Consider the following 17,016-nt stretch of genomic DNA (forward strand, 5'->3'; position numbering starts at 1 on the left):
CACCCACGGACACGCGTCCTGCCGGCCATGACTCTGCTCGCTCTCACGGCCGGCGGACTCTCCGCCTGCTCGGGAATCGGCCAGGACCACACCTTCAAGGACGACACCGAGGTGTCCCGGAAGGTGACCTCGGTCCGTCTCGACGGCGACAACGGAAGCGTGCGGGTGGAGGCCTCGGCCGCCGTCTCCGCGGTCTCCGTGCACCGCAAGGTCACCTACCGCGGTGACAAGCCCAGTGGTACGTCCTTCCGTGTCGAGGACGGCGTCCTGACGCTCTCCGGCTGCGGCGAGCACTGCGGCGTCGACTACGTCGTCACAGTGCCCGCGGCCCTTCCCGTGACGGGGGGAACGTCCAACGGCGGACTGACGCTGTCCGGTGTCGGCCCGGTCGACGTACGGACGAGCAACGGTGAGGTCGCGGTGACCGACGCGGCGGGCCCGGTGAAGGTGCGCACCTCCAACGGCGACATCAGCGTCAAGGACGTCAAGGGCGGGGACATCGCGGCGGAGACGACGAACGGCGAGGTGACGATCCGGACGGGCACCCCGCAGAACATCGAGGCCCGCACGACCAGCGGCAACCTCACGGTCACCGTGCCGCCCGCCAGGTACCGGATCTCGGCGGACGACTCCCACGGCGACAAGCGCGTGGCCTTCAAGAACGACCCGTCGGGCGAGTACCGCCTGGATCTGTCCACGACGAACGGTGATCTGACGGTGGAACAGGCCCGTTAGCGGCCTGTCCCGGAACCACCGGCGGCGGACCCTCACCGGTCCGCCACGGGGTACCGCCGGTGAGCGGCCCGGGGACGCAGGTCCTGTGGGGGCTACTCCTGCGAAGTGAGCGCCGCGAGCAGGGCGCGGATCGGGTCGTCGTCGGAGTCGGCCTCGTGGGCCTCGGCACCCTCGAAGGCGGCGGCCTCGGCGCTGCGGGGGAACATGGCCTCCTCGTACGCGGTGAGCGCGGCCTCGATGTCGTCGGGCTGCGCGGCCAGGGCCTCCCCGAGTTCGGCGCCGTCGAGCATGGCCAGGTTGGCACCCTCGCCGTTCGGCGCCGAGAGGTGGGCGGCGTCGCCGATCAGGGTCACCCCGGGCACCCGGTCCCACCGGTGCCCGGCCGGCAGAGCGTGGAGGGCGCGCAGGACCGGAGCGGTGTCGCAGTCGGTGATCAGCGCGGTCAGCTCCGGCGCCCAACCGTCGAACTCCTTGGCGATCCGTGCGGTGGCCCCGGCGGCATCGGTGAAATCGACGGCGTCGAACCAGTCCTGCGGTTCGGCCAGCCCCACGTAGGCGTGCAGCGTGTCGCCCTTCTCCCGGTGCGCGAAGAGTTCCCGGCCCGGCGTGTGCACGATCATCGACCCGCCGCCGACCGCTTCCGCGGCGGCGGGATGCCGGGTGCCGGCGTCGAACAGGTAGGTCTCGACCACCGACTTGCCGGTGTACTCGGGTACGGCGGTGGAGAGCAGCGGGCGGACCCGGGACCAGGCGCCGTCCGCGCCGACCAGCAGGCCGGTGACGACGGTGCCGCCGCCGGCGAACGTCACCTCGTGACGGCCGTCTCCCAGGCTGCGCGCGCCGCCGACCTTGTGTCCCCAGCGGACGGTGCCGGCCGGGAGCGAGTCGAGGAGGATGCGGCGCAGCTCGCCGCGTTGCACCTCGGGGCGTCCCCCCGTGCCGTCGTCGGCCTTGTCGAACAGGACGCTCCCGTCCGGGGCGAGGACCCGCAGCGCCTGGCGGCCCTCCAGGATGATGCCACGGAATTCGTCCATCAAGTTCGCTGCTTGCAGGGCGAGTTGCCCGTTGTAGTCGTGGATGTCGAGCATCCCGCCCTGTGCGCGGGCCACCGCGGAGGGCTCCGCCTCGTAGACGGTGGCCGGTATGCCGTGGACGTGCAGGACGCGGGCGAGCGTGAGGCCGCCCAGTCCGGCGCCGATGATCGTGATGTCCGTGGTCATGGGGTTTCCGATCCGGTGAGTCGGGACGATGGCGATGCCGGTGGCCGGTGCCGATTGCGGTACCGCTGCCGCCGGCGGCCGGCTCCGGCCGGTTCCACTGTCCCGTCAGCCGTCGACAGACCACCGACAGGTCGTCGACACAGCACCGACAGGGGGCCCACGGAGCACCGGTGGCCCGTCGGCGGACCATCGCCGTACGATGCTGCCGTGATCACCTGTGTTGTCGAGTACACGATCGACGCGGCGAAGATCGACGCCTTCGAGCGGTTCGCCGAGCGGTGGATGACGCTGGTCGAGGAACACGGCGGCACCCACCACGGCTACTTCCTGCCGGCCGAGGGCGCGAGCGACAGGGCGATGGCGTTGTTCAGCTTCCCCGGCCTGGCCGCCTACGAGCGGTACCGGGAACTGTTCGGCAGGCATCCGGACTTCATCGAGGCCGATCGCATCCGGGACGACAGCGGATGCGTCCTGCGTTACGAGCGCACCTTCATGCGGCCGTTGCTGCCGCGCCGTGACTGACCGGCGGGCGTTGCCGCGTACAGGTCGCGGAGCAGCGCGATCTCCGCTCCGTGGTGGATGACCTCACGGTTGACGTGAAGGACGACGGCCGCCAGCGGCCAGTGGCGGTAGGTGTCCCACAGGTCGTCGCTCGGGGCGCTCAGCGCGGCGGCGTCCAGGCCGCGCACCCCGGCGGTCCACCTCTCGTACGCCTGGTCGAGCTGGTGCAGCGCCTCGGTGGCCGTCGCCGCGTACGCGAAGGTCTCGTAGTCCGTCTTCGGACCGCCGAAGTAGTGCGCGACCCGCATGCCCAGGACCCCGACGATGACGTGGCCGAGCCGCCAGGCGATGGTGGTGACGGGGGCCGGGTGGGGTTCGGGTGTCGCCCAGTCGATGACGTGGCTGCCCGATCCGGCCGCCGACGCCGTCCGGACGCGGTCGCGGGGGCGGATGTTCCAGGCACCGGCCGCCGGTTCCCAGAAGTACTCGTCGTCGTCCAGGCCGTCCAGCCGCGGGCGCAGCTGGTGGCGCCAGTGCCAGTCGAGTTGCGCCACCAGCTGTTCGTTCCAGTCGATCTCCATGGCGACGACCGTAGGCGGGGGACGGACCCGGCCGGCCCCGCGGCGCAGCCGACGCCCGGAAAGTGTGAACGGCGGTCCCCCGTTCGTGGGGGTGACGTGCCGTCAGCCGTGTCCCGCCCGGCGCTCGGTCCAGGCGGCCGCGTTCGCGACGAAGTTCCCGATCAGCCGGAGACCGGAGCGGGTGCAGACGCTCTCGGGGTGGAACTGCACGGACTCGACCGGCAGACGACGGTGGCGGAGCCCCATGACGTACCCGTCGTCCCGTGATCTCGCGCTCACCTCCAGCTGCTCCGGCAGCGTCTCCTCGACGACCACCAGGGAGTGGTAGCGGGTGGCGGTGAAGCCGTCGGGCATCCCGGTGAAGACACCGCGTCCGTCGTGCTCGATGTCGCTGGTCTTGCCGTGCATGATGCGCTCCGCCGGCCGGACCACGGCGCCGTGGGCGCAGGCCACCGCCTGGTGCCCGAGGCACACCCCCAGCAGCGGGACCCGGCCCGCCGTCGCCCGGACGAAGCGCGGGTAGTCGTGGTCGTCGGGCGTTCCCGGCCCCGGCCCCAGGACGACCGCGTCCGTGCCCGGCCCGGGCAGGTCGGCGGCGTCGACGTCGGCCGCGCGGACGACCACGACGTCCACGCCCGTCGTCAGCAGGTACTGCCGGATGATGTGGACGAAACTGTCGAAGGCGTCGATGAGCAGGACCTTCACGCCAGCAGCTCCTCTCCCGTCACCGCCCAGTGAGCGGCGCTGCACTTGGCGAGGGTCTCCGTCCACTCCCGCTCGGGGTCGGAGTCGGCGACGATCCCTGCCGACGCCCTCGTCCGGTAGGCCCCGCCGTCGTGGACGAGGGTGCGGATGCACAGCGCGAGATTGAGGTGGCCCCGGTGGCCGATGATCCCGACGGCGCCCGCGTACAGGCCCCGGCGCCTGGTCTCCAGCGCTTCGATGATCTCCATGGCGCGGATCTTCGGCGCACCGGTCATCGTGCCGGCCGGGAAGAGGGCCGCGATGACGTCGAAGACGTCCGTGTCCGGCTCGGTCCGCCCGGTGACCGTGGACACCAGGTGCAGCACCCTCGTGTACCTCTCCGTCCGCAGCATGTCGGGAGCGTCCAGTGTGTCCCTGCGGCACACCCGGCCGATGTCGTTGCGGCACAGGTCCACCAGCATGACGTGCTCCGCGATCTCCTTCGGGTCCGCGCGCAGCGCCGCGGCCTGGCGTGCCGCCTGGCCGGGATCCGCACCGCACGGCAGCGTGCCGGCGATGGGCCGCATGGTCAGCAGGTCGCCGTCCTTGCGGACGAACAGCTCGGGGCTGGCGCCGATGACCGTCCGGCCCGCGAACGGCGCGAGGTACATGTACGGCGAGGGGTTGCGGACGCGCAGGCGCGTGTAGACGTCGACGGGGTCGGCCTCGCTCTCGATCGTCAGCTCGTGGCCGAGCTGCACCTGGTATATGTCCCCCGCCCGCAGGTGGGCCAGGGCCTGCCGGGCGTCGGCGCGGAACCGTTCGGGTGTCGTGCTGTCCCGCACCCGGCCCGGGGGCGGTACGTCGGGACACCCGGGGGCGTCCGCCGGTGCGGGCGCGGCGAGGGCGTGCCGGACGGCCGCCGCGTCCAGCCGCGGCCACCCGGGAGCGTCGGCGAGGACCAGCTCGGCGTGCGGCCGGGGCGTGCGCGTCTGCTCCGCCGTGTACGACAGGCAGCCCTGGAACAGGGCCAGGGAGAGGTCGGGCAGGTCCTCCTCCTGAGGGATGAGGCGGGGGAGGTCCTCGATGTAGTGCACGGTGTCGTAGCCGAGGAAGGCGAGGAAACCGAACTCCCCGTCAGGATCATCGTGTTGTTCTCGTTCGCCTTGTTCGGCGGGTTCTTCCCGGCCGAAGGCCTCGTTCAGTGCCCGCAGGGCGGTCCACAGCGCGCCCGGCGAGGGCAGGTGCAGCGAGCCGCGGTCCGCGGCCGGCAGGCCGAGTCCCCTGCGCATCGCGCTCGTCGCGAGCCGCGTGAGCGCCGGGGCGCCGGCGGCCTCGACACGGCCGCGGGTGACGGTGACGGTGAGCAGGGTGCGGAAGCCGACCAGGCTGCGCCGGCTGTCGGACGCCGGGCCGCCCGCGGACTCCAGGAGGTAGACCTGGTCCCGCCCGAAGCGAGCGGCCAGTGCCCGGTACGCGGCGAGCGGCCGCGGCGCGGCACAGCGCGAGCGCCGTACCGCGACGGTGACGGCCGGGGGGTGAACGGGCGAGTGCGTCGTCATGGAGCGGCGCTCCTTCCTGGCCTCTGCCGACGCCTGGTCTCTGCCGGGTCTCGGCTGCTGCGGGCGGGGATCCGGTACGGGCCCTGGTCCCGGCCGGGACCGGGTGCGGGCCGGGACCGGGTGCGGGTGCGCGTGCCGGCCGGCACCGGGCGCGGGTGGTCAGCCGGGCAGCAGGTGCCGCACCGCGGCCTGCCGGGCTGCCCGTACCTCGTGGTCCGGTTCCGCGCGGTTGTCCTGGAAGCGCGCCGCCTTCCAGCTGACGAAGGCACCGGTGTGGGTCACGGGGTCGAGGTCGGCGGTGAGTTCGACGCTCGCCCGGACACCGCACCGGTCGAGGAGGCGCCGCTCGGTCTCCGCCGCGACTGCCGCCGCGTCGTCCTGGTGGTCGGGCAGGAGCTCCAGCCGTACGGTGACCCGGTCCGTGCCGTCGGGGCCGGGGTCGACGACGATCTGGTAGCCGAGGCAGCCCCGCACGCCGTCCAGCAGCGCCTCCTCCAGCTCCGCGGGCCGCAGACGCCGTCCGCCGACGGTGACGTGGTCGGCGACGCGTCCCGTCACCGCGACCTGGGGCCCGGGCCGGCCGCAGGCGCAGCGCTCGTCGGACAGTCGCACGTGGTCACCGGTGCGGTACCGGACAAGGGGTTTGATCCCGTCGACCAGCATGGTCAGGACCAGCTCCCCCTCGCCGGTCGGGCCGAGGCTGCGCCCGGTCGCGGGGTCGATGACCTCGGGGAGGTAGTTGGGACGCGACAGGTGGAGCCGGCCCTCGGCACAGCCCGTGGCGATGGCGAGGGCCTCCTGTGAGCCGTAGAGGATCGGCAGGGTGTCGGCTCCCCACAGCGAGGCGACGTTCCGGGCGAACGCCGGGGTGCAGATCTCGCCCAGCACCAGGAAGAGGTCGACCTTGAAGTCCCGGCGCAGGTCGTAGCCGTAGTGCCGGGCGGCCTTGGCCAGGCCCAGGCACAGGGCGGGCGCGCCGACGACGACCTCGACCTCCAGTTGGTGCATCAGGCGCAGGGCCTTCTCGAAGCCGACCCGCGGCGACTCGGGCCAGATCTTGACGTGGGCCGCGCCGAGCCGCTGGGCCACCTCACCGAAGGTGTCGCCGAACGCGTACAGCTCGCTGGGGCCCATCAGGCCGATCATCGGCAGGCGGTCGCCGTAGCGCGCCGCGAACAGCCGGCGGCATGCCTCCTCCACGTGCAGGTCGCTGGTGAAGACGTCCTTGGCGTCACGCGGGCAGGGCGTGGAGGCTCCGGTCGTGCCGGTCGTCTCGTAGTAGACGAGGGCCTCGGACACGGGGGCGCACAGCACGTCCAGCAGTTCGCGGCGCAGGTCGTCCTTGGTCGTGTACGGCAGGTGCTCCAGGGAGCGGGGAGTGAGGCCGTCGGTGTCCGCGTCGGCGAGGTGCCGCCGGTAGAACGGGGAGTTGTCCAGCACGTGACGGACCACCGTCCGCAGCCGCTCCGTGTCCCAGGCGTCCCGTCGCTCGGCGCTCAGCGTGCCGTCGAGGTAGTCGCCGGTGTACGAGGCGTACGCCTCCCGGAAGAGCGGGTCGACATGGGCGGCGTTCATCGGCCGGCTCCCTGTGCTCGGCGGGGCGATCGGTGACGCTCGCTGAGGACGTCGACGGCCAGTGCGTCGCGGCCCGTCAGTTCGCGGTGTTCCCGCAGCACCTGGATCAGGTCGACCATGCGGTGCAGCATGCGGGTGACCATCTCCATGCCCTCCTCGTCCTCCAGCGCGCTGCCGGCCTCGTCGCCGTACACCACCGACGGGAAGCCGTGGCCGGCCACGATCATCCGGTTGAGCAGGATGTTGTGGAGCAGGTGCGCGTAGGTCTCGACGTGGCTGTAGCGGCGCCCGGTGACCACGGCGCCCGCCACCTTGTTGGTCAGCCGCCGGTCGAACCGGAGGTAACCGGTGCCGGAGCGTTCGATGAAGGCGGGCATGAGCGGTGCGCTGCCGAACCCGTGGACCGGGGTGGCGTAGATGATGCCGTCGGCCTCGGCCATCCGGTCGACGACCGCGGCCACGTCGTCGTCCACCGTGCAGGGCGTGGTGCGGAAGTTGCAGTCGCCGCAGGGGCCGCACGGAGACATCCGCAGGTCGCGCAGGCGGACGACGTCCAGGCAGGCGCCCCGGCCCGCGAGTTCCTTCTCGGCGTAGCGGAGGATGGCCGCGTTGTTGCCGTCGGGCCGTTCCGAGCCGTTGACCGCCAGGATGCGGATCTTCTGCGTGCCGCTCGCCACCTGCGCCTCCCTCGTGTGAACCGGTCGGGGTGTGGATCGTCGCCGGGCGCGGTTAGCCCGCGGTTACATCAGCGGTGCGAGCCGGCCGTGCAGCGCGTCGTCCAGGAGGCGCCGGGTGCGCGGGGCGGGCTGGGCGTCGAGCCCCTGGCTGAGCCGGCGCGCGCACACGTCGTGCCACGACTTGACGCTGCCCAGTTCACCCCGCTTGCCGTGGACGTACATGAGGGTCTGGTAGGCCTCCTCCTGGTAGGGGTCCACGTCCAGGATCTGCCGGCAGTACCGCGTCGCCGCGGCGTCCTCGGCGTCGCGCAGGGCCAGTTCGCGCAGCCGGTGCAGGGCGCGCAGGACGGTGGACCGGGTCCACTCCCGCTGTTCGGCCACCCAGTCGGTGGTCTCCCCGGGCAGGAACTCGCCCCGGTAGAGGGTGACGGTCCGCCAGTAGTGGGCCCTCGCCGCTGCCGTGTCGCCGCGGCGTTCGGCGAGAGCGCCTCCCTCGAGGTGCCGCTCCATCTCCTCCGCGTCGACCCACACGCGGTCCGCGTGGAGGATGTAGCCGTGATCGCGGTACTCGATGGTGACGGCGGGCTTCCCCTGCCCGTCGGACTCGGTGCGCAGCACCTGGCGCAGCGCGTGCATGGCGACCTTCAGCGAACTGCTCGTGGGCGTCCACTCGCTGCCGGGCCACAGCGCCTCGTACAGGTGCTCCCGCAGCATGAGACGGCCCCGGTTCATCACCAGGTACTGGAAGAGGTGACGGGCCTTGCCCGCCCGCCACTTCAGGACGGGCGCCCCCTGGAGGGTGACGCTGAAGTCACCCAGGCAGCGGACCTTTATTGCCGCGTCGTCCGAGGTGTCCGTGTCGTCCGAGGCGTTCGCGTCGTGGGGGGCGCGGCTCGTCGCGTACGTGTCGGGCATGGTGTTTCCCCCTGATTTCCCCGTTGTGTCCGGCGTGAGACGGCTGGGGGCCCAACGTAGGAAGGTGCCATACGGGCCAACAAGGCAACGGCCTGCCGGTGAGCCGTAGGCATGAGCCGCCGAGTCCGAAGGTCGTAGTCATGCCTACACCCTTGGGGTCATCAGGTGGGAGCGGTTCCCGGGCGGGCTGCCGGCCGAGCGGTTCCAGCCACAAGGGCCGCGCGCACGGACACAGGTTCGGCCGGGAGGTATAGCCTTGAACGGCGCTGAACACTGTCACTTGGTTGTGCAGTGAGGGGGACCTGCATGGCGTCTGCGCACAGGTGCAAGGAACGGAACGGCCCGTCGGGTACCGGCACCACCAGCCCCGGGGGTCGCGCGAGACGCTTGCGTCGGCAGCCCGCCGTACGGGCGCGAGGCAGCGGCGCATGACCGACCCAGCCACCCATACGATCACCATCGTGGTGGCCGACGATCACTCCCTGTTCCGCGAAGGGCTCGCCGAACTCCTGGCGACGGTGCCCGAGTTCAGCGTGGTGGGCACCGCGGGCGACGGTGACGAGGCCCTGTCCCTGGTACGGGAGTACCGGCCGGACATCCTGATCCTGGACGTGCAGATGCCGGGTCCGGCGGCCGCGGTCGTGGTGGAGTGCGCCTGCCGGCTGTCGCCGACGACCCGGACGGCCGTGCTCGCCATGCACGACGACACCGCCCTGATGGAGGATCTGCTGCTGCGCGGTGCCGCCGCCTACCTGGTCAAGAACATGGCCCGGGACGAACTGGTGTCGGCGCTGACCACGGTCATGCACAGCAGCGGGAACGTGCTGGTGTCGGTGCCGCAGGGGGCCATCCGCGCCCTGGGGCGCAGTTCGCCGGAGACGGAGGAGCCCTCGCCCCGCGAACTGACCATCCTGCGTCTCGTCGCCCAGGGAATGACGAACCGTCAGATAGCCAGCAGGCTGCACGTGGCGGAGGCGACCGTCAAACGGCACCTGACCAACGTCTACGGCAAGCTGGGCGCCGTCTCCCGCGCCGACGCGGTGCGCCGCGCCGGCACGCTCGGGCTCATCGACTTCTCCTAGCGTCCGCCTCGCCGGAACCTAGAATGAGGGCCATGTCCCGCTCCTTACGACCCCGGCCGCTCACCTGGGCCCAGGTGGCGGCCTGGCGGCTGCGCCGGCACCACCTGGCCGACCCCCTGACCGCGCCGGATCCCGGTGCCGCCGTGGAAGGCGTCGCGTCGGCGCTGTGCGGTGTGCACGCGCAGGTGATGTCGTCGGCGGAACAGGCAGTGGCGGCCCGCACCCGGCTCCCCGGCACCGCGGCCGCGGTACGTGCCGCGCTCTGGGAGGACCGGCGGCTGGTCAAGACCTGGGCGATGCGGGGCACCCTCCACCTGCTGCCGGCCGCCGAACTCCCGTCGTACGTGGCGGCGCTCCGGCACGACGGGCGTCTTCTGACCGAACGGCTCCTGGAGCAGCAGGGCATCGCGCCGCGCGATGTGGAGCTGGTGCTGGAGGCTTTGCCGGAGGCGCTGGGCGAGGAGACGCTCACCCGCGAGGAGCTGGCGGCTCGCCTCGGCGCCGTCACGGGCGACGACGCGCTCGGTGACAAGGTGCGCTCGGGGTGGGGGGTCCTGCTCAAGCCGGCGGCGCGGCGGGGCCTGGTGTGCTTCGGCCCGCAGCGGGGCCGCAACGTGACGTTCTGCGCGCCGCGTCACTGGCTCGGCGGGCACGGCGAACCGCCCGGGGACTGCGGACCCGCGCTGCCGGCCGCGGACACCGACGACGCGGAGGCGTCCGCACCGGCCCGTGCGCTCGGCCGGATGCTGGAACGCTATCTACGCGCGTACGGCCCGGCCGCGCCGGACGACTTCGCCCGTTGGTGGGGCACGGGCACGCCCGAGGTCCGCGCGGCGCTGCGCGAGCTGGGCGACGCGGTGGAGGCGACGAGTGTCGAGGGCCACCGGGGGTGGGCTCTGCGGGAGGATCTGGACGCGATGGAGGCGGCCCGCCCCGCGTCGGGCGACACCCCGCTGGTCCGGCTGCTCCCGGGTTTCGACCCCTACGTCGTGGGCGCGTCCCGGCAGTTGGCGTCCCTGCTGCCCGATCCGGCACTGCGCACGAAGGTGTCGCGGACCGCAGGCTGGATCTCGCCCGTGCTGGTCGTCGACGGCCTGATCGGCGGGGTGTGGACGGCACGGCGGTCGGCCCGGCGCACCGAGGTCGAGGTCGAGGCGTTCACGCCGCTGCGCCCCGGGCTGCGCCGCCGGGTCGCCGAGGAGGCCGAGACGCTGCTGGCGGTCTCCGGTGAGCACGAGATCGCGGTCCGCTTCGCATAACCGGTCGCTAACCTCCCCGCCCTAGGGTCGCGCTCCGACCGCCGCGGCACAGCCGAGCCGCGTCGGCGTACGGACCTGGGGAGGACGGATGATCCCACCGGCCACGGGCAGGAGGCCGGCCCCGGCGGGACGCTGGCTGCTGCGCGAGCCGTCGCACGAGTCCGGGGCACGGCTGTTCTGCCTGCCGTTCGCCGGCACCGGCGCCGCCTCGTTCCGCGGCTGGCCCGGCCGTATCGGCCCGCTGGAGGTGTGCCCGGTGCAGTTGCCCGGGCGGGAGAACCGCATCCGCGAGGACGGATACCGCGACTTCGACACGTTCGCCGCGGACGCCTCGCGGGCGCTGGCGCCGTACCTGGACCGGCCGTACGCGCTGTTCGGGCACTGCATGGGAGCACTGCTGTGCTACGCGCTGGCGGTACGGATCCAGGAGGACGGCGGGCGGCTTCCCGACCGGCTGTACCTCTCCTCCTGCCTGGTGCCCAGCCGCGGCTTCTTCGGGATGTTCCACCCCTCCATGAGCGACGAGCGGCTCGGCCGCGAACTCGGCCGGGTGGTACGGCGGTTGAGTGGCGGCGAGATCCTGCCGGACCTGCTGCCCCTCGCGATCCGCGTGCTGCGCAACGACGTCGACATGTGCTACGGCTACCGGCCCCCGGGCCCGTACCCGCTCAAGTCGCCGATCAGCGCGATCGGCTGGCGCGACGACCCGGACGTGGGGCCGCGCGACCTGCGCGAGTGGGACGCCTACGGCCAGGTCACCCATCACACCCTCGACGGTGACGCGCTGACCTACCTGACCGCGCCCACCGCCCTGACGGAACTGATCGCCGCGGACTTCGCACCCGCCGCCCCGTGACCGGGATCCGTCCGGGGCCGTCTGCTGGAAGGGACGACGATGAATCAGGACGCACGTGAGGCCGGATCCGCGACCCTCGTGGCGCTGTTCGCGCGGAGCGTGGGCCGGTACCCGGACGCCCCGGCGGTGAGCGACGGCACGTCGCGCCTGTCGTACGCGGAGCTGGACCGCCGTTCCACCGCGCTGGCGCGGGTACTGGTCCGGCGGGGGGTGCGCCGGGGCGACCGGGTCGCGCTGTACCTGCCGCGGGGCGTCGGCCTGGTGACCGCCGTGGTGGGCGTGTTGCGGGCGGGCGCCGCCTGTCTGCCCGTCGACACCGGGTACCCGGCGGCCCGCCGGGACCACATGCTGTCGGCGGGCCGGGTGGCCTGCGTGATCACCGAGCCGGCCCGGTCCGAGGGGCCGGCCCTCGCCGGCTGCCCGGTCGTGGAGTGGAGCGGCGCCGAGGAGAGCACCGGAACCGACGGCCCGCCGCTGCCGGAACCGGCCGGGGCCGACGCGGCCTGTGTCCTGTTCACCTCCGGCTCGACGGGCACCCCGAAGGGCGTCGTGCTCGAACACCGGCAGATGGCCGCCTTCGCCCTGGACCCCGCGCTGCCCGAACTGCGTCCCGGTGACCGGTCGGGGCAGGCCGCGAGCGTCTCGTTCGACACGTTCACCTTCGAGGTCTGGCGGGCCCTGGCGGGCGGTGCCGAGATCGCCGTGCTCCCCTCGTTCGCGCAGCTGCTGGCCACCGATCTCCAGCGCGAGCTGCGACGGCGCCGGATCACCGCGATGCTGGCGCCGGCCGTCGCCCTCAACGACGTGGTGCGCCACGACCGTGAGGCGTTCTCCTCGCTGCGGCTGCTGTGCTCGGGCGGCGACGTCCTGCTCCCGGCGACCTGCCGGGACCTGCTGGAGGGCGGCTTCACCGGCCGGTTGTTCAACCTCTACGGCCCCACCGAGACCACCGTCGCGTGCACGGGTCACGAGATCCGCAGCGCTCCGCCGGACACCGAGGAGAGCGTGCCCATCGGCAGCGCCTTCGCGGGCGCGCGCCTGTACGTGCTCGATCCCGCGCTGCGTCCCGTACCGCCCGGCACCCCCGGCGAGCTGCACGTGGCGGGCAGCGGGGTGGGCCGGGGCTATCTCGACCAGCCGGGGCTGACGGCCGCCCGTTTCCTGCCCGACCCGTTCGCCGCGGACGGCAGCCGCATGTACCGCACGGGCGACCGGGTCCGGCAGCGGCCGGACGGGGTCGTGGAGTACCTGGGCCGGATCGACCGCCAGTGGAAGATCAGCGGCTACCGGGTGGAGCCCGGCGAGGTGGAGGCGGCGGTGCGCAGTCATCCCGGGGTGCGGGAGTGCGCGGTGACCGCCGTCGGCGAGGCGGGTGCCCGGCGCCTGGTGGCGTTCACCGTGCCCGTCGGCGAGGCGCTGTCGCTGCGGGAGCTGCGGGCCTTCCTGGAGCAGCGTGTGCCCCGGTACCTGGTGCCGTCCGAGTTCGTGGTCCTGCCGTCGATGCCGACCGATCCGCACGGCAAGCGGGACTGGGACCGCCTGTTGGCGATCCATGCGGACCGCCCCGCGCGCGGTGCCGGCCACGCTCCCCCGCGCGACGACGTCGAGCGCTATCTGGTGCGGTTGTGGGAGGACCTGCTGGCCCTGGAGGGCATCGGCGTCCACGACGACTTCTTCGCGCTCGGCGGGCACTCCCTGCTGGCGGTGCGGGCCCGCCTGACGATCCAGCGGGACATGCGGATCTCGCTCAAGCCGGAGGCGCTCTTCGAGGACAGCGTGCTCGAGGACCTGGCCCGCGTCATCAACGAGAAGCGAAAGGCGATGGTGAGCTCATGACCGGCCGCACACAGCCCGACGCGCCGACCGACGCGCCGATCGACCTCAACGACCTGGACCTGTTCGTGTCCGGTGACCCGCACGCCGCGTGGTCGTGGCTGCGGGAGAACGCGCCCGTGTACTGGAACCCGACGCCGGAAGGCGGCTTCTGGGCGCTGACGAAGTACGAGGACGTCGCCGCCGCGTACATCGACGCGTCCGCGTTCTCGTCCCGGTTCGGGACGGTGCTGGGCGGCTCGTACCGCAACGCCGCGGACACCGCGTCCGGCCAGATGCTGATCTGCTCCGATCCGCCCGACCACCGGCTGCTGCGCCAGCAGGTCCACAAGGCCTTCGCGCCGTGGATGATCGAGAAGGCCACGCGGCGGGTGGTGGAGTTCCTCGACGCGGCACTGGACAAGTTCGTGGCCGCCGGCGGCGGCGACTTCGCCACCGAGGTGGCGCTGGAGCTCCCGGCCGGATTCCTGTCCGCGATGTTCGACCTCGGGCGCGACGACGCGTTCCGGCTGCTGCGGCTCACCCGCTCCATGATCGGGCACAAGGACCCGGAGTACGCGGGGTCGGCCAGGACGGGAATGACGCTGGTGGCCTCCCAGGTGGAGATCTTCGACATGGTCTCCGAGCTGATGGAGCGACGACGGCGTGAACCGGGCGGCGATCTGGTCAGCATCCTGTGCTCGGCCGAGATCAACGGCCGCCCCATGTCGGACAGTCAGATCCTCTACAACTGCCTGAACGTGGCGGTGGGCGGCAACGAGACCACCCCGTACACCGCCACGGCGGCCGTGCTGGCCCTGGCGGACCACCCAGACCAGGCCGAGCGGCTGATCGCCGACCCCGGGCTGCTGGGCACGGCGGTGGAGGAGGTCTTCCGCTGGACGTCCACCAACGCCTACGTGCAGCGGACGGCGACCCGCGACGTGGAGCTCCGCGGCAACCTCATCCGCGCCGGGGACTCGGTCACGCTGTGGAACGCCTCCGCCAACCGGGACGAGGAGCAGTTCCCCGCACCGGACGTCTTCGACATCTCCCGCACCCCGAACCAGCATCTGGCGTTCGGCGTGGCGGCGCACCGCTGCATCGGCATGGGCGGAGCCCGGCAGGAGATCACCCTGCTCATGCGGGCGCTGGCGGAGCGCCGGCTGCGGTTCCGGGTGGCCGGTCCCGTCGAGCGCCTGCGGTCGAACTTCATGCTGGGCATCAAGCACCTGCCGGTGACGGTGACCGTCGGCTGAGCCGCCGAGGAGCGGTCGCGGCGTACGGCGAGAGGGGGGAGACACCGTCTCCCCCCTCTCGCCGTACGCCGGCCGGCTCCGTCACGTCCGCCCGGTGGCGTGCCGGAGGCTCAGGGGCCGCATGTCGGTCCAGTGCTCGTCCACGTAGCGCCCGCACTCCTCCTCGCTGCCGGAGAACCCGGTGTGCCGCCAGCCGCCGGGCGGCTCCCGGTCGGCGGGGAACAGGCCGTACTGCTCCTCGGCGTTGACCAGCACGTTCCATGCGCGGGGCGCGGAGTCCGCACCGACGTCCTCGTGGCCGACGCTCATGCCATGCCCTCCACCGTGTCGTCGCTGTTCTCTTCGCTGTTCTCGTCGCTGTTCTTGTAGCCGTGCTGGTCGCCGTGCCTGTCCGCGTCGTCGGCGGATGCGGTCTCGGCGCCCCCGGGCCGGTCGTGCGCCGCCGCCTGTTCCAGACGCGCGGCGAGGGCGCGCAGCCGGGGGTTGGCGAAGACGGTGCTCATGGGGACGGCGAGCCGGGTGGCTCGTCTGATGCGGGCCGCCACCCGGATGGCCAGCAGCGAGTTCCCGCCGATGCGGAAGAAGTCCTCGTCCGTGCCGACCTCGTCGACGCCGAGGACCTCGCACCAGGTCCGGGCCACCAGTTCCTCGTACGGCCCCGTGGGCGCGGCGTGCGCGGCCGTCCGGTCCGGGGTGCCGGGCGTACGCGGCTCCGGTCGCGGGAGCCCGGCCCGGTCCACCTTTCCGGACCCGTTCAGCGGGAAGGCGTCGACGACGACGTAGGCGGCGGGCACCATGTGGTCCGGGAGGTGCCGGCGCGCCCATGCGTCCAGGTCCTCCTCGTCCGGTCGTCGCGGTGCGTTCGGGGTGCTCCGGCAGTACGCGACGAGGGCGGGGGCCGCGGGCACGTCGTCGCGCCGGACGACGACGGCCTCGGCCACCAGCGGATGCCCGCCGAGCACCGCCTCGATCTCACCGGGCTCGATCCGGAAGCCCCGCAGCTTGATCTGGTGGTCGAGCCGGCCCAGATAGGCGAGCGTGCCGTCGGCACGCCGGCGGGCCAGGTCACCCGTGCGGTACAGCCGGCCTCCGTTCGCGGCGAACGGGTCCGGGACGAAGCGGGCCGCGGTCAGTCCGGGCCGGCCCAGATACCCGCGGGCGAGTCCCGTGCCGGCGAGGCAGATCTCCCCCGGCTCGCCGTCGGGGACGGGGCGCAGGTCCGGCCCGAGCAGGTACAGGCCCACCCCGGGCAGCGGTGCGCCCAGGTGCGGCTCGTGCCGTGCCTCGACGGGGGTGCTGGTGACGTCCACGGTGCATTCGGTGGGGCCGTAGAGGTTGTGGGCGACGGCGGCTCCGCTCGCTCGGAGGGCGGCCAGGGACTCCCAGAGGTCCGGGTCGATGGCCTCGCCGCCGACGAGCAGCGTCAGCGGGTCCGCGTCGGCCGTGGGCGTCAGGTGCTCGACTAGGGGGCGGAGGTGGGAGGGGGTGATGTCCAGGTCGGTGATGCGCTGTTCGCGCAGGAACCGGGCGAGCGCCTCCGGGTCGGTGCGCAGGTCCTCGGGGAGGAGGAGCAGTGTGTCGCCGGCGCAGGCACGGATCCACTGCTGCACGGAGGCGTCGAAGGAGATGCTCGCGTTCCAGCCGACGCGCGCCGGTTCCCGGCGGACGATGCCGGCGCCGCGCAGCCGGTCCAGCAGCTCGGTCAGGGCGCCGTGCGGGATCTGCACGCCCTTGGGCCGGCCGGTGGAGCCGGAGGTGTAGATGACGTAGGCGGGGTGGCCGGGCCGGAGGTCCACGCGGGGCGGAGCCGCCGCCGCGTCGGCGTCCAGGTCCAGGGTGTCGAGGTACAGGGCGCGGTCGCGCAACGGCCGGGGCAGCCGGCCGGCGACCGAGGAGTGCGTCACCACGGTCGTCATGCCGCAGTCGGCGGCGAGGAAACGGAGCCGGTCCTCGGGGTGGGCCGGATCCAGTGGTACGTAGGCCGCGCCCGACTTCAGGATGCCGAACAGGCCCACCGTCAGGTCCGCGGTACGGGGCAGGCACAGGCCCACCATGGTCTCCGGGGCCGCTCCCCGGGCGCGCAGGATACGGGCCAGCGCGTCGGAGTGGGCCCGGAGCCGGCGGAAGGTCAGCGACCGGGCCGCTGCGACGACGGCGGGCCGGCCCGGATGCCGGGCGGCGGCGGCGTCGAGTCGGCGGTGGACTGGCTCCCACTCCCCCGGTGGGCTCGGTGCGCCCTCGCGCGTGTCGGTGGCCCAGGGTGTGCTGCTGCGTGTCACACGGTCCTCCTCTGCGCTG

16 protein-coding genes are annotated in these 17,016 nt (G+C 73.0%); 7 read left to right on the forward strand and 9 right to left on the reverse strand.

Annotated elements, in window-relative coordinates:
- Positions 1 to 27 precede the first annotated feature (27 nt).
- Positions 28 to 735 (forward strand): DUF4097 family beta strand repeat-containing protein, encoded by a 708-nt coding sequence (locus ACZ4VF_RS21160; RefSeq protein WP_467927704.1) that lies wholly within the window; start codon positions 28 to 30, stop codon positions 733 to 735.
- A gap of 92 nt (positions 736 to 827) precedes the next feature.
- Here ACZ4VF_RS21160 and ACZ4VF_RS21165 read toward each other — a convergent pair whose 3' ends face one another.
- Positions 828 to 1,955: an FAD-dependent oxidoreductase gene (locus tag ACZ4VF_RS21165; RefSeq protein WP_467927705.1), complete on the reverse strand. Its 1,128-nt coding sequence runs from the start codon at positions 1,953 to 1,955 to the stop codon at positions 828 to 830.
- A 207-nt stretch (positions 1,956 to 2,162) separates the two neighbouring features.
- Between ACZ4VF_RS21165 and ACZ4VF_RS21170 the strand changes: the two genes are divergently transcribed.
- A complete protein-coding gene (locus ACZ4VF_RS21170; RefSeq protein WP_189295838.1) occupies positions 2,163 to 2,477 on the forward strand; it encodes an NIPSNAP family protein in 315 nt (104 codons plus the stop codon).
- Here ACZ4VF_RS21170 and ACZ4VF_RS21175 read toward each other — a convergent pair.
- The 6 genes from ACZ4VF_RS21175 to ACZ4VF_RS21200 form a co-directional block, all read right to left on the reverse strand.
- Positions 2,432 to 3,037: a DinB family protein gene (locus ACZ4VF_RS21175; RefSeq protein ID WP_467927706.1), complete on the reverse strand. Its 606-nt coding sequence runs from the start codon at positions 3,035 to 3,037 to the stop codon at positions 2,432 to 2,434. The genes ACZ4VF_RS21170 and ACZ4VF_RS21175 overlap by 46 nt on opposite strands.
- Positions 3,038 to 3,139: 102 nt before the next feature.
- Positions 3,140 to 3,742: an anthranilate synthase component II gene (locus ACZ4VF_RS21180; RefSeq protein WP_467927707.1), complete on the reverse strand. Its 603-nt coding sequence runs from the start codon at positions 3,740 to 3,742 to the stop codon at positions 3,140 to 3,142.
- Entirely contained in the window at positions 3,739 to 5,283 is a 1,545-nt protein-coding gene (locus tag ACZ4VF_RS21185) for an anthranilate synthase component I family protein (RefSeq protein WP_467927709.1), read from the reverse strand. The genes ACZ4VF_RS21180 and ACZ4VF_RS21185 overlap by 4 nt, the downstream gene beginning before the upstream one ends.
- A 159-nt stretch (positions 5,284 to 5,442) precedes the next feature.
- A complete protein-coding gene (locus ACZ4VF_RS21190) occupies positions 5,443 to 6,858 on the reverse strand; it encodes a phenylacetate--CoA ligase family protein (RefSeq protein ID WP_467927710.1) in 1,416 nt (471 codons plus the stop codon).
- Positions 6,855 to 7,535 carry a flavodoxin family protein gene (locus ACZ4VF_RS21195; protein ID WP_467927711.1) on the reverse strand — a complete coding sequence of 227 codons (681 nt, stop codon included), beginning with the start codon at positions 7,533 to 7,535 and terminating at the stop codon, positions 6,855 to 6,857. The genes ACZ4VF_RS21190 and ACZ4VF_RS21195 overlap by 4 nt, the downstream gene beginning before the upstream one ends.
- A 63-nt stretch (positions 7,536 to 7,598) precedes the next feature.
- Entirely contained in the window at positions 7,599 to 8,450 is an 852-nt protein-coding gene (locus tag ACZ4VF_RS21200; protein ID WP_467927713.1) for an AfsR/SARP family transcriptional regulator, read from the reverse strand.
- 428 nt (positions 8,451 to 8,878) lie between these two features.
- On the opposite strand from ACZ4VF_RS21200, the gene ACZ4VF_RS21205 reads away from it, so the two are divergent.
- From ACZ4VF_RS21205 to ACZ4VF_RS21225, 5 genes are all read left to right on the forward strand, one after another.
- A complete protein-coding gene (locus ACZ4VF_RS21205; RefSeq protein WP_467927714.1) occupies positions 8,879 to 9,532 on the forward strand; it encodes a response regulator transcription factor in 654 nt (217 codons plus the stop codon).
- 32 nt (positions 9,533 to 9,564) lie between these two features.
- Positions 9,565 to 10,791 (forward strand): winged helix DNA-binding domain-containing protein, encoded by a 1,227-nt coding sequence (locus tag ACZ4VF_RS21210; RefSeq protein ID WP_467927716.1) that lies wholly within the window; start codon positions 9,565 to 9,567, stop codon positions 10,789 to 10,791.
- An 88-nt stretch (positions 10,792 to 10,879) separates the two neighbouring features.
- On the forward strand, positions 10,880 to 11,647 hold the full coding sequence (locus tag ACZ4VF_RS21215) for a thioesterase II family protein (RefSeq protein ID WP_467927717.1): 768 nt from the start codon (positions 10,880 to 10,882) through the stop codon (positions 11,645 to 11,647).
- A 39-nt stretch (positions 11,648 to 11,686) separates the two neighbouring features.
- On the forward strand, positions 11,687 to 13,483 hold the full coding sequence (locus tag ACZ4VF_RS21220; RefSeq protein WP_467927718.1) for a non-ribosomal peptide synthetase: 1,797 nt from the start codon (positions 11,687 to 11,689) through the stop codon (positions 13,481 to 13,483).
- Positions 13,480 to 14,718, forward strand: coding sequence for a cytochrome P450 (locus tag ACZ4VF_RS21225; RefSeq protein ID WP_467927720.1), 1,239 nt, complete (start codon positions 13,480 to 13,482; stop codon positions 14,716 to 14,718). The genes ACZ4VF_RS21220 and ACZ4VF_RS21225 overlap by 4 nt, the downstream gene beginning before the upstream one ends.
- An 81-nt stretch (positions 14,719 to 14,799) precedes the next feature.
- On the opposite strand, the gene ACZ4VF_RS21230 is transcribed toward ACZ4VF_RS21225, so the two are convergent.
- Both ACZ4VF_RS21230 and ACZ4VF_RS21235 read right to left on the reverse strand, forming a co-directional pair.
- A complete protein-coding gene (locus tag ACZ4VF_RS21230) occupies positions 14,800 to 15,027 on the reverse strand; it encodes an MbtH family protein (protein WP_467927721.1) in 228 nt (75 codons plus the stop codon).
- On the reverse strand, positions 15,024 to 16,997 hold the full coding sequence (locus ACZ4VF_RS21235) for a non-ribosomal peptide synthetase (RefSeq protein ID WP_467927722.1): 1,974 nt from the start codon (positions 16,995 to 16,997) through the stop codon (positions 15,024 to 15,026). The genes ACZ4VF_RS21230 and ACZ4VF_RS21235 overlap by 4 nt, the downstream gene beginning before the upstream one ends.
- Between the last annotated feature and the right edge of the window lie 19 nt (positions 16,998 to 17,016).

The sequence above is a fragment of the Streptomyces sp. NPDC029151 genome (genome assembly GCF_055564315.1).